This window comes from Bacillus sp. CGMCC 1.60114 (assembly GCF_042676365.1).
In the GTDB taxonomy this organism is placed as follows: domain Bacteria; phylum Bacillota; class Bacilli; order Bacillales; family Bacillaceae_G; genus Bacillus_A; species Bacillus_A rhizoplanae_A.
Genome location: NZ_JBHTHG010000007.1, coordinates 47948 through 60128, shown reverse-complemented (window position 1 = coordinate 60128; position 12181 = coordinate 47948). Strand labels below are relative to the sequence as shown.

General features: G+C 36.4%; 14 protein-coding genes and 2 pseudogenes. 8 read left to right on the top strand and 8 right to left on the bottom strand.

All coding sequences use genetic code 11. The features are described from left to right. Positions 1 to 121 precede the first annotated feature (121 nt). The 5 genes from gcvT to ACFQZ1_RS03405 all read left to right on the top strand — a co-directional run bounded on the left by gcvT (position 122) and on the right by ACFQZ1_RS03405 (position 5054). On the top strand, positions 122 to 1222 hold the full coding sequence (gcvT, locus tag ACFQZ1_RS03425; protein ID WP_377880698.1) for a glycine cleavage system aminomethyltransferase GcvT: 1101 nt from the start codon (positions 122 to 124) through the stop codon (positions 1220 to 1222). A 20-nt stretch (positions 1223 to 1242) separates the two neighbouring features. After that, positions 1243 to 2586 carry an aminomethyl-transferring glycine dehydrogenase subunit 1 gene (gene gcvPA / locus ACFQZ1_RS03420; RefSeq protein WP_377880697.1) on the top strand — a complete coding sequence of 448 codons (1344 nt, stop codon included), beginning with the start codon at positions 1243 to 1245 and terminating at the stop codon, positions 2584 to 2586. Further along, on the top strand, positions 2583 to 4058 hold the full coding sequence (gcvPB, locus tag ACFQZ1_RS03415; RefSeq protein ID WP_377880696.1) for an aminomethyl-transferring glycine dehydrogenase subunit 2: 1476 nt from the start codon (positions 2583 to 2585) through the stop codon (positions 4056 to 4058). The genes gcvPA and gcvPB overlap by 4 nt, the downstream gene beginning before the upstream one ends. A 520-nt stretch (positions 4059 to 4578) precedes the next feature. Further along, on the top strand, positions 4579 to 4803 hold the full coding sequence (locus ACFQZ1_RS03410; RefSeq protein WP_377880695.1) for a DUF3929 family protein: 225 nt from the start codon (positions 4579 to 4581) through the stop codon (positions 4801 to 4803). A gap of 59 nt (positions 4804 to 4862) precedes the next feature. Then, positions 4863 to 5054 carry a hypothetical protein gene (locus ACFQZ1_RS03405; protein ID WP_377880694.1) on the top strand — a complete coding sequence of 64 codons (192 nt, stop codon included), beginning with the start codon at positions 4863 to 4865 and terminating at the stop codon, positions 5052 to 5054. Between the two features lie 258 nt (positions 5055 to 5312). On the opposite strand, the gene ACFQZ1_RS03400 is transcribed toward ACFQZ1_RS03405, so the two are convergent. The 5 genes from ACFQZ1_RS03400 to ACFQZ1_RS03380 all read right to left on the bottom strand — a co-directional run bounded on the left by ACFQZ1_RS03400 (position 5313) and on the right by ACFQZ1_RS03380 (position 7964). Beyond that, on the bottom strand, positions 5313 to 5570 hold the full coding sequence (locus ACFQZ1_RS03400) for a DUF3975 family protein (protein WP_377880693.1): 258 nt from the start codon (positions 5568 to 5570) through the stop codon (positions 5313 to 5315). Positions 5571 to 5583: 13 nt separating this feature from the next. Continuing rightward, complete coding sequence (locus tag ACFQZ1_RS03395; RefSeq protein ID WP_377880692.1) at positions 5584 to 5898, bottom strand: DMT family transporter; 315 nt, start codon at positions 5896 to 5898, stop codon at positions 5584 to 5586. Positions 5899 to 5900: 2 nt separating this feature from the next. After that, complete coding sequence (locus ACFQZ1_RS03390) at positions 5901 to 6233, bottom strand: DMT family transporter (RefSeq protein WP_377880691.1); 333 nt, start codon at positions 6231 to 6233, stop codon at positions 5901 to 5903. A 68-nt stretch (positions 6234 to 6301) separates the two neighbouring features. After that, entirely contained in the window at positions 6302 to 6883 is a 582-nt protein-coding gene (locus ACFQZ1_RS03385; RefSeq protein ID WP_377880690.1) for a TetR/AcrR family transcriptional regulator, read from the bottom strand. Positions 6884 to 6986: 103 nt separating this feature from the next. Further along, positions 6987 to 7964, bottom strand: coding sequence for a LacI family DNA-binding transcriptional regulator (locus ACFQZ1_RS03380; protein ID WP_377880689.1), 978 nt, complete (start codon positions 7962 to 7964; stop codon positions 6987 to 6989). 265 nt (positions 7965 to 8229) lie between these two features. On the opposite strand from ACFQZ1_RS03380, the gene ACFQZ1_RS03375 reads away from it, so the two are divergent. Further along, positions 8230 to 8814: a DNA polymerase III subunit delta gene (locus ACFQZ1_RS03375; RefSeq protein ID WP_377881039.1), complete on the top strand. Its 585-nt coding sequence runs from the start codon at positions 8230 to 8232 to the stop codon at positions 8812 to 8814. Between the two features lie 35 nt (positions 8815 to 8849). On the opposite strand, the gene ACFQZ1_RS03370 is transcribed toward ACFQZ1_RS03375, so the two are convergent. Continuing rightward, on the bottom strand, positions 8850 to 9239 hold the full coding sequence (locus ACFQZ1_RS03370; RefSeq protein WP_377880688.1) for a rhodanese-like domain-containing protein: 390 nt from the start codon (positions 9237 to 9239) through the stop codon (positions 8850 to 8852). A 168-nt stretch (positions 9240 to 9407) separates the two neighbouring features. Between ACFQZ1_RS03370 and ACFQZ1_RS03365 the strand changes: the two genes are divergently transcribed. Beyond that, a complete protein-coding gene (locus ACFQZ1_RS03365) occupies positions 9408 to 10244 on the top strand; it encodes a lipoate--protein ligase family protein (protein ID WP_377880687.1) in 837 nt (278 codons plus the stop codon). A gap of 94 nt (positions 10245 to 10338) precedes the next feature. Here ACFQZ1_RS03365 and ACFQZ1_RS03360 read toward each other — a convergent pair whose 3' ends face one another. Then, positions 10339 to 11187, bottom strand: coding sequence for a hypothetical protein (locus tag ACFQZ1_RS03360; protein ID WP_377880685.1), 849 nt, complete (start codon positions 11185 to 11187; stop codon positions 10339 to 10341). Between the two features lie 199 nt (positions 11188 to 11386). Then, positions 11387 to 11596, bottom strand: a pseudogene (locus ACFQZ1_RS03355) (hypothetical protein); the annotation flags it as partial. A gap of 237 nt (positions 11597 to 11833) precedes the next feature. Between ACFQZ1_RS03355 and ACFQZ1_RS03350 the strand changes: the two are divergent. Beyond that, a pseudogene (locus ACFQZ1_RS03350) lies at positions 11834 to 12141 on the top strand (spore photoproduct lyase family protein); the annotation flags it as partial. Between the last annotated feature and the right edge of the window lie 40 nt (positions 12142 to 12181).

The window sequence follows — 12181 nt, the reverse complement described above, 5'->3', positions numbered from 1 at the left end:
ACGCTTTCATAAAAAAATAGAGTGAGATTCCGTATATCCCATCTTTTCAGAATTAAAAATGTTTAGATATGGGAAGCCAACTTTTATTGATTTGTCATAGACAGCGTAAGGGGGAGAGAACATGATTACATTACAACGTACACCGCTATTTGATGTATACGCGAAGTATGGTGGGAAGACAATTGATTTTGGTGGTTGGGAATTGCCAGTTCAATTTTCGAGCATTAAAGAAGAACACGAGGCTGTTCGCACAGCAGCAGGTCTTTTTGATGTGTCTCACATGGGAGAAGTAGAAGTAAAAGGTGCAGATAGTTTAGCATTTTTACAACGTGTAGTTACAAACGACGTTTCTATCTTAAAGATAGGCGGAGCACAATATACGGCAATGTGTTACGAAGACGGTGGTACAGTAGATGATTTATTAATCTACAAACGCGGGGAAGAAGACTATTTATTAGTAATCAATGCATCAAATATTGAAAAAGATTACGAGTGGTTAGCGTCTCATGTAAGCGGTGATGTGCAAGTAGTCAACGTTTCTAGTGAAATTGCACAACTTGCAATTCAAGGACCAAAAGCAGAAGACATTTTACAAAAAGTTGTGTCAGAAGATTTGAAAGATATTAAGTTCTTTAAATTTAAAGACCATGTTCTTGTAGATGGTGTAGAAGCGCTTGTATCTCGTACAGGTTACACAGGTGAAGATGGCTTTGAAATTTACTGTAAGAGCGAAGACGCTGCAAAGCTTTGGGAGAAACTTCTTGAAGCAGGAAAAGAAGATGGCTTAAAACCATGTGGTTTAGGAGCTCGTGATACACTTCGCTTTGAAGCAACACTTCCACTTTATGGTCAAGAGTTATCGAAAGATATTACACCAATTGAAGCTGGAATTGGCTTTGCGGTAAAACCAAACAAAGAAGTAGATTTTTTTGGAAAAGAAACGTTAAAGGAACAAAAAGAAAACGGTGCACCTCGTAAATTAGTCGGCATCGAAGTAATTGAACGTGGTATCCCGCGTACTCATTATCCAGTATATGTAGGCGATGAAAAAATCGGGGAAGTTACAAGTGGTACACAATCTCCAACGTTAAAGAAAAGCATTGGTTTAGCGCTAATTGATGTAAAATATGCAGCAATTGATACAGAAGTCGAAATTGAAATTCGTAACAAACGCGTCAAAGCAGTTGTCGTTCCAACACCATTTTACAAACGTTCAAAGTAACGGGGAGAGGGGTAGATTTCATGTTGCATCGTTATCTTCCAATGACAGAAGAAGACAAAAAAGAAATGTTACAAACGATTGGTGTACAATCGATTGATGAATTATTTTCTGATATTCCAGCGAGCGTTCGTTTTCAAGGGGATTTAAAGATTAAACAAGCAAAATCAGAACCAGAACTTTTAAAAGAACTGTCTGAGCTTGCTCGTAAAAATGCAAACTTAAAAGACTATGCTTCTTTCCTAGGAGCAGGTGTATATGATCATTATGCACCAGTAATTGTTGATCATGTTCTTTCTCGTTCAGAATTTTATACAGCTTATACACCATACCAACCGGAAATTTCACAAGGGGAATTACAGGCAATCTTTGAATTCCAAACAATGATTTGTGAATTAACTGGAATGGATGTAGCAAACTCTTCTATGTATGACGGAGGTACAGCGTTAGCAGAAGCGGCGATGCTAGCAGCAGGTCATACTCGCAAAAAGAAAATTCTTGTTTCTAAAGCAGTTCATCCAGAATCAAGAGCAGTTCTTGAAACATATGCAAAAGGTCAACATCTAGAAGTTGTTGAAATTGATCATAAAGACGGTGTAACAGATTTAAACGTATTACAAAGTGAAGTAGACGACACTGTCGCTTGCGTAATCGTACAATATCCAAACTTCTTCGGACAAGTGGAGAAATTAGCTGATATTGAGAAAATTGTTCATCAACAAAAATCATTATTTATCGTTTCTTCAAACCCATTATCACTAGGTGCATTAACACCACCAGGAAAATTTGGTGCTGATATTGTCATTGGTGATGCACAACCATTTGGTATTCCAACACAGTTTGGTGGACCACACTGCGGTTATTTCGCAACAACGAAAGCATTTATGCGTAAAATTCCAGGACGTCTTGTAGGACAAACTGTGGATTCTGAAGGGCAACGCGGTTTCGTATTAACGCTGCAAGCACGTGAGCAACATATTCGTCGTGATAAAGCGACGTCTAATATTTGTTCAAACCAAGCGCTAAATGCATTAGCAGCTTCTGTTGCGATGACAGCACTTGGAAAACAAGGTGTGAAGGAAATGGCACGTCAAAACATTTCTAAAGCACAGTACGCAAAACGTCAATTTGAAGCAAAAGGATTCACAGTGGCATTTGCTGGACCGTTCTTCAATGAATTTGTTGTAGATTGCAAACGTCCAGTACAAGAAGTAAATGATGCATTATTGCAAAACAATATTATCGGTGGTTACGACCTTGGCCGTGACTATGCAGAGCTTGCAAATCATATGCTTCTAGCGGTAACAGAACTTCGTACAAAAGAAGAAATTGATACACTTGTAAACGAAATGGGGGCTATCCAATGAAGAACCAAGACCAAGCACTTATTTTTGAAATGAGTAGAGAAGGACGCGTAGGATATAGCTTACCCCATTTAGATGTAGAAGAAGTGAAATTAGAAGATGTGTTTGAGAGCGATTATATTCGCGTAGAAGATGCTGAACTTCCAGAAGTATCTGAACTTGATATTATGCGCCATTACACAGCTCTTTCAAATCGTAACCACGGTGTTGATTCTGGATTTTATCCATTAGGATCTTGTACAATGAAGTACAATCCAAAAATCAATGAAAACGTGGCACGTTTCCCAGGCCTTGCACACATTCATCCGCTTCAAGATGAAAAAACAGTGCAAGGTGCAATGGAATTAATGTATGACTTACAAGAACATTTAATTGAAATTACAGGTATGGATACTGTTACACTTCAGCCAGCAGCTGGTGCACATGGGGAATGGACAGGATTAATGTTAATCCGTGCATATCATGAAGCAAGCGGTGACCATAACCGTACAAAAGTTATCGTTCCTGACTCTGCACATGGAACAAACCCAGCATCTGCAACAGTAGCAGGTTTTGAAACAATTACAGTAAAATCAAATGAAAATGGTCTTGTTGACTTAGAAGATTTAAAACGTGTTGTGAACGAAGAAACAGCAGCACTTATGCTAACAAATCCAAATACACTTGGTTTATTTGAAGAAAACATCTTAGAAATGGCACAAATCGTTCATGATGCAGGTGGTAAATTGTACTATGACGGTGCAAACTTAAATGCAGTATTAAGTCAAGCGCGTCCAGGAGATATGGGATTTGACGTTGTGCATTTAAACCTTCATAAAACATTTACAGGTCCGCATGGCGGCGGTGGACCAGGTTCTGGTCCAGTAGGTGTAAAAGCAGATTTAATTCCGTTTTTACCAAAACCAATTTTAGAGAAAACAGAAAGTGGTTACCACTTTAATTACGATCGCCCACAAGCAATTGGACGCGTGAAACCGTTCTATGGTAACTTTGGCATTAACGTTCGTGCGTATACGTATATTCGTTCTATGGGCCCAGACGGACTTCGTGCAGTAACAGAATATGCAGTATTAAATGCCAACTATATGATGAGAAGATTAGCTCCGTTCTATGATCTTCCATTTGATAGACATTGTAAGCATGAGTTTGTTTTATCTGGTCGTCGTCAAAAGAAACTTGGCGTACGTACGCTTGATATTGCAAAACGTCTGCTTGATTTCGGCTACCATCCACCAACAATTTACTTCCCATTAAACGTGGAAGAATGTATTATGATTGAGCCGACAGAAACGGAATCAAAAGAAACATTAGATGGATTTATCGATACAATGATTCAAATTGCAAAAGAGGCAGAAGAGAATCCAGAAGTAGTTCAAGAAGCGCCGCATACAACAGTAATTAAGCGTCTTGATGAGACACTGGCAGCACGTAAGCCGATTTTACGTTATCAAAAACCATCTATGGTACAAGTTTAATTATCAATAACTATTTTTAGGAGAACTCGCTATAGGCGAGTTCTTTTTATATTTTGCTAAAACAGTTAGTAGAAAAATCCTGAAAAAAGAAAAGCAAGCTTTCCGTAAGGATCCACTGGTTGGAGTATTGTTTATCCCGCATTAATGGGCAGTAAGACCCCCACCTCAAGATTCAGAGAGAAGCAAAGAAGATAGGTGGGGGATAACTGCCCGTAAAAGCCCGATTGGTGAGAGCTTTCCGTCAGTGTGGGATGAAGAACCCCCCACTGACGGAAGTTTCACTTTATTGGGAAGATAATTTTATTTAAAGATAGTTTTTGTGTATGAGAAAAATGTTATAAAATTGCGGGTTTTATGTAAGATTGGAGGATTTTTATATTTTCTCAACATTTTTGTTGAAAAAGTCCCTTTGATAAAATTGTGTATTTTTGTTAGAATTTTAATGAAATTAAAGTGAATGAGAAGCAAAAATGTCAATTTTTCATACATATGTGAAGAAATGAACAAGGGGATGAAAAAGATGGGCTATAAGCGTTATAGGATGGTGTACCATTTAGAAAATGGTAGGATGATTAAGGATATTAAAGAATTTTATTACCAAGATACGGAAAAAATGTTAGAACGAGTGAAGCATCACGTATTAGATAATAAAAGTGTAACCGCAATCGATAGTAAAGGAACACTTATTCCAATTGCTTGTCATGATATTGTAAAAGTTGAGTTAGACTATTTACAGGAAAGTTAGTCTTGAGTCATAGGGGAGAATTCGTTACAATAAATGAGTAATTTAGAGAGGAGTTCGTTATGGGTAGTCAAAGACATTTTTACATGTTTATTGTTGCTTTTGTACTTGTTACAGTATTAACGATATACTTGATTGTGGATAGCCACTGGTACAATACAGTACATCCGGCAGTTCTTATTTTTATGTATATCGCGCTTGCTGTTGTCAGCTTTGGAATGAGAGATGAGATGTTAAATCGCTTTGAGAAGTGATACATATATGAAAGACCAACGGGGAAATGTTGGTCTTTTTTTAATGTAACAAATTATGTACAACAAATTTATAAACTGAAACCATACTCGGCGAATAAGCAGGCACGTTATACGTATGTAGTATGAAACTAAAAAACACAACACATACAATAAAGATAAAAAATAGAAGTAAAATATGTTTATGTACAGAAGTTTGCATATAATCAGCTCCTTTTCTCGTAGTGTGTCCAAAGGAGGGAATTATATGAAAAAAGACAGTTACTTCTTGTCAGAAGAACTGTCTTTTGAAAAGAATTTATTCCAAAGTTTCGCGATACTCCAAATGATGATAATTCCAATTGAAGCGATAATCGACCAAACAACAGAAGCTACTTCAAGAGCCATGTTTGGAATAAAAGAGATGATTGAAAATACTTTATGAAATAACCATTCTGCAATATGAAATATAGCTTGCAACACAAGTGCAACTGCAATCATGATTCCTGTCATAATTTGTTTTCCTCTTTTTTTCCACACGGCATTCACCTCGTTAACTTATTAATTTTAAACCGACCGCACCGCATAAGATGCAGCTTAAGAAAGCAAGGCGGCGCCAATCAGCAGATTCACGGAAAATAAGAATACCAAGCAGTGCGCTTCCTGCAGTTCCGATTCCCGTCCAGATTGCGTAAGCCGTTCCCATTGGCAGTGTATCCATTGCGAGAGATAGGAAAAGGAAGCTTATACCGAAGTTTGCAGCTAAAATGAGTTTTGGCATCCAGCCTTTTTTTTCATTGGCTATCTTCATAAAGATAACACCAGTAATCTCACATATACCAGCTATAATTAAAAATAACCATGCCATGTTTATGCAGCCTCCTTCTCTACTTGTTCACCTGTTACTCGTTTTAAACCAATAACACCAACGAAAATTAAACCGATAAATAAGATTTTTACAAGCGAAAATGGCTCGCCAAAAACAAAAATTTCTGTTAGCACAATACCTCCAGCTCCGATTCCTGTGAATACAGCATACACAGTCCCTACAGGGAGTTTTGCATAGGCTTTAAATAAAAGGAAAAAGCTCGTAGCGATTGCAATCGCTACACCGATCCATTCTAGTGGTGTTGTTGCATGCTTTAAACCAATCACCCAAATAATTTCAATGATTCCTGCTAAAATAACATAAATCCATTCCATCATTCATTCTCCTTCCTACCAGTCGTTAGGTTTAGGGCCGGAAAATGACGTATTGCGTATGCAATCCGTCATTTTGATAATCCGCGCCAAAATACTTTCCAAGATGCTTGTAATCGATTTTCAAATGGTTGTATTCCAGCAAATAAAAATTCAACCATTAATCCGTCAATTAAACATAAATAAGCTGTAACAGCTTCTGCTACTTCAATGTTACAAAGTTCTTTTTCTTCTTTTGCTTGTTCAAATATAGGTACTAGAAGCTGCCCGATATTTTCAATGTATGCATTTGCTTTTTCTACAATTTGCTCACGAAAGGCATCGGGTGGAAAAAATGAGGTACGAAGCCAAAACATTGTTTCAATGCCCTCTTGAAAGCGATGACCGTAATCTTTAAGAAGACGAAATAAAAAGTCTCCAAACGGTGTATTTTCTAGATTCGTAACATACTGTTTAAAGAATTGCAGATCCTTTTGTAAGGCTTCTTCTAAGCAAATAAAATATAGCTCTTCTTTTCCTTTAAAATGTGCGTATATTGACGGCTTCTTAATACCAACATCTTGTGCAATGTTTGCTAGTGAAGTTCCTTCATAGCCATAGCGTGCAAAGTGTGAAAGTGCCACAGATTTTATGCGGTTTGCTGTCATGTTCATCCCCTACCTACCGTTCGTTAGTTAAAGTATAAGATAAAAAAAATATATAGTCAAGAAGGACAATTATACAAAATGGAACAGTGTAAGCTCTATAATAGGAGCTTTACACTGTTCTTCGTTCAATTAAATGAAACGGTAATTCTTCAGAAGTTCCTATAATTTTCTCATGTTGTACTTGTTCATAAAATAGTGAAAAAGCACGTTTTCCCATTGCTAGTCCAGGATGTTCAATGGTGGTTATTTCTAGTGCCTCAGAAATGGGATGATTATCAAATCCAAGAATTGCTAAATCTTCTGGAACTCGTAATCCTTGTTTTTTCGCTTCTGTTAACAAGCCAGCAGCCACTTGGTCGCTGGCAGCGAAAAGAGCGGTGGGACGATTTTTCATAGTTAGTATATTTTTGATTACGTTTGCACCGTCTTGAATGTTATAACAATGATAAAATAGCCAGTCTGTCTGTACACGTTTTCCAGCTGCATGAAGCGCATCAAAGAATGCTTGCTCACGCTGTTTTGTACTCACACTTTTTTCGCGTGCTAAACAAAATCCAATATGTTCATGTCCGTTTTGTAATAAACATTGTGTCCCAATATGGAAGCCGTCATAATGATTGACAAACACAGAAGATATAAGAGGATGCAGCAGTTTTTCACACGAAATGATAGGAGCGAACTTTGCATAAGGTTCAATTGTATCCCATGAACTTGTTCGAGAACAAATAATCATTCCATCAAATTGTTTCATCTTCATCATTTCAAGGACACGTATTTCCTCAATACTATCGTAATTTGTTTGACAAAGATTAATGCGATATCCTGCTTCAAGCGCTTTGTTTCCAATTCCTTCAATAATTGTACTAAAGTACGGCAAATTAATAAAAGGAAGCATAACACCAATCGTATATGTTTTTCCTTTGAGAAGATGAACCGCATTTACATTTTTGGCGTAATTCAATTCTTCGACAGCGTCTAGGACGCGTTTTCTTTTTTCTGCACTGACATATGGATGCTCATTTAAGACGCGTGAAACAGTCGTAATAGAGACTCCGGCCGTTTTCGCAATTTGTTTTATATTTACCATATGTTTCACCTCTATTTTCATTATACAGGAAAAGGGTGAGGAAAATCTTATGAAACACTTGACATGAAAAGCTTTTCATAATCTATTTTGTTAATAATGCTTTCCGCTATTCGCGTAACAATCATTCTTGGCGTGAGAATAGGGAAAGCATTTTTGTCAAATTGTGTGAGATAAACGAGGAAAGTTTTCAAAGGTGGAAAAGGAAGTAAAAGAGAATATGAACATAACATACGAAAGCTTCAATTGTATCTTGATAGAAAAGAGAATGTTGAGAAAGGGCGGATACACATTGAAAAAACGGATGCTCTGTTTCGTATTTTCTAGTATGGTATTAAATGCATGTTCTTTTCAGCAAACGATGGTCGAAGAAAAAAAATTTGCAGAAAGTTTAGAGGCAAGTGAAGATATGATGTCTGATCCAGTATCGGTACAAGCTGTAAAAAACGTTCTCCCGTTTTCGTTTCAAACACCATCATTTTTACCGTATGAATCAAAAGATAATCCAAAAGCAGTAGTTCGAAAAATGGGAGATAAACGAATTGCCCTTGATATTAAATATGAACGACGTGAAAAAAGCATGAAGGATTATATTGAATTAACAGTTGCCAACTTCTCATATAATTTTCCTTTTATTGTAGAACAAAATCATTTTCAGGAGCAAGTAAAGCTTGAAAATGGCATAACAGCTTATTTTAAAAGTAGTGACGGAGAAATGGATGGAGAAGACATTGCGACGCTTACTTGGAAAGAAGAGAAAGTAGAATACCAGTTGCTGTACCGAAATGTGCGCGATCAAAGTAGTGAAGATGTAAAGAAAAATTTAATGTATATCGCTAGTAAAATGGAATGAAATAGCTAGCTTGTGATAGACAAGCTAGCTATTTGTTATGAATTTTTCTTTTTCACTTTACCAGACCAAGTTTTAAAGCCACCTTGCAATTGATAAAATTCTTTGTAACCATGCTTCTTTAAAAATTGTGCTGCTCGTCCTGTTCGGAAACCATTTTGGCAATACATATAAATCGGTTGGTCAGCACGTAGTTCTTTGTAACGAAGGCGTAATTGTGATACCGGAATGTTACGTGCTCCTAAAATATGACCAGCATTATATTCGTCTGCTTCACGAACATCGATAAGTTGTGCTTTACGATATCCAGCGCGAAATTCTTCTTCTGAAAGTGTTTTAATTAATTTTTTCTGATAGAAATACATCCATACAGAATAGCCGATGAATCCTACAGTTATGGCTAGTAAAATAATAACATTTGTTGACACGATTGTATCGCTCCCTTTTTTCTTATCCTACTTTCCATATTATAATGCCCATATGTATTTATGCAACAAGTTCATTTTGTATTAGAAGAAATTTCGTATTCTTTCACAAATTTTGTCGAATTTGATAGACTAGAGAATGTGAGAAAAATTAGTTATATGAGGTGTGGGATGGAACAGGAAAAATGGTGTTATATAAATTCCGGTAAATGCTCTCCAGCGTTTAATATGGCGTTAGATGAATGTTTATTAAATTGGCAAAGCGAAAAGAAAATGCCGCCAACAATTCGTTTTTATGAGTGGGAAGTTCCGACATTAACAGTGGGGTATTTCCAACGCGCTTCAAAAGAAATTGATATGGATGCAGTGAATAGAAATGGTTTTGGATTTGTACGTCGTCAAACGGGTGGCAGAGGCGTTCTTCACGATAATGAATTAACATATAGTGTAATTGTATCTGAAGATCATCCAAGCATGCCAAAAACAGTGACAGAAGCATATCGCGTTATTTCACAAGGTTTGTTAGATGGATTTAAAGAATTAGGCTTAGAAGCATATTTCGCAGTGCCAAAAACAGCAGAGGAGCGCGATAATTTGAAAAATCCGCGTTCAGCAGTTTGTTTTGATGCTCCGTCATGGTATGAAATCGTTGTAGAAGGGCGTAAAATTGCTGGAAGTGCACAAACGCGTCAAAAGGGAGTTATTTTACAGCACGGATCGATTCCATTAGAAATTGATTTAGATACGCTGTATGATCTGTTCCTGTTTCCAAATGAACGTGTAAAAGAACGTATGAAAAAAATGTTCTCTTCAAAAGCAATTGCAATTAATGAATTAACAGAACGTACATTTACAATTCAGCAACTTATTGATGCATTCCATATTGGATTTGAAAAAGGCTTAAATGTGGAACTTGTTCCGTATGAGTTAACAGAAGAACAATTGCATGAAGTGGAAACATTAGCAAAAGAAAAATATGAAAGTGATGAATGGAATTATAAGAAATAAGGAGATGGATGTCCATCTCCTTATTTTTATATTGTTGAGAGCTTTCCAACAGTGATAATGAGAAAACGGACTGATGGAAATTTCGCTTTATAATTTATAATAAGTTTAATACTTTCTCTACTTTAATTCCTTTTTGCTTTAGTGAACGTAAACGATTTACAACATCCATAATTTCTGCATCAAATGCTACCGATATTCCTTGTTTTTGTAACTCACCTTTTAAGTTCTCGATAGAATCGTCTACATCCATACCAAGTTCATAATCTTGACATACATCCACAGCTTGCTTTACAAGACGAACATACTTTTCTTGTAATTCAGAGTTTGGTTGATTTGTTGCAGGTTGTTTAGCTGTAACTACTGGCTGTACTGGAGTTGACACAGTTACTTCTTTTTGCACTGTAGTTGGTGCAGTTACATCTTTTTGTACAGGAGTTGGTGTAGCTTTAACTACAGGTTCTGGACGCACCGGTTTTGGAATTGGTGTTGGAGTAGGTGCAACATTTACAACTGGTTTTGTTACAGGTGTAACTTCTTTTGAAGTTTCAACTACTGTCTCTTTCTTTGGAGTAGGTGTTTCGATAACTGATAGTGCATTGTCTTCTAATTCTGCCATTTCTTCTTTTGTTTCTTTACTCCACATAACGCGTTCGATTTGCAGTGAAACATTGTTTTTGTTCATGGCGCTTAATATCACTTTACCAACTTCGGCATTGCCAGTAAAATCGACAATTTTATAAATAACGCTTTTGTTCCAATCTACTTTTCCGCTCAAAAATAATTCTTCGTTACATTTTGGCGTTAAGCCCTCGATTTTAATTTCTGCGTTTACACCGTTTTCACTATATACCATGATTAGCGAAGCATTCACATCTTCGTCTGCTAACATTAGCTCACGTACCATTTTGCCGGTGCGCACTTGTGTTTTCTTCTTAAGTGACATCAAATTTCCCCTCTCAAAAATTCAGTAATAATAAAAAAATCGTATAACGAAAAATAATTGCTCACGAAGAAATATGATACCGATAATAAAAGCATCACGTCAACAATTTACTTTAATTATTTTGTATTTTTCTTTTTTGTTTATGTTATTTTTCTTTTTGTAAATTTAGACAAACGAAAAATAGCCCTGAAAAGAGCTGTTAAAACCTTGAGGCTTTAAATAAAAATTTATATAAAACGTAGAAGAACAGCGCTAATATAGCACCTTGCCATATCGTTAAATTATAGGATAAATACTCTTGTTTTTTAAAGTAAATATTTAAGAATACAGAGGAGCAAAATGGAATAGAAAAAGCTAAGCCAAATGTAATTCTTTGTTTCCAAGTAATTGTTCCGTTAAATGAATCCCGCTATTTGCGGACAGTACTACTTCCACCTCAAAATTCGGTGAAAGCATTGTCCAGCTCCAGTAGCTAGAATGTTCGGTGGCTTCGCTTCTTCCTGTGAGGTAAAAAACACCTCTACGTCAGAAGCTCCATCCCCCTCACATTCTGAACGAGCCACTTCCGCTTTTCTAAAGAAGTTAGGTGGAGAGAGAAACTGCTGGCATGCGCCCGATTGGTGAGGGCTAATAATCAGTGGGGGATGAAGAGTGGGAAGAAGGATATCGCGAATTGTTTGAAAGGCCTTATCAAGCATTAAAAGATTTAACTTTGCCGAATTTATCGTTTGAATTAATTCAGCATCGTTTTACAAAAACCAGTAAAAAAGTAATCCAGCAGTGCTATCCAAACACAAAGCTTGATATGGATGAAGAAAAACGAAAATATAAATAGGAATATATGGAATTGGTAAATATGTATGTCAAAAAGAGGATGCAATGAGATTAGAAGAAACAATAAGAGATTATATTCATAAATATTTTCCAAATGCTGAAATTCAATATTTTACATGATAGAATTCGCGATATATACGTGGGTTCTTTTCTGTATTGA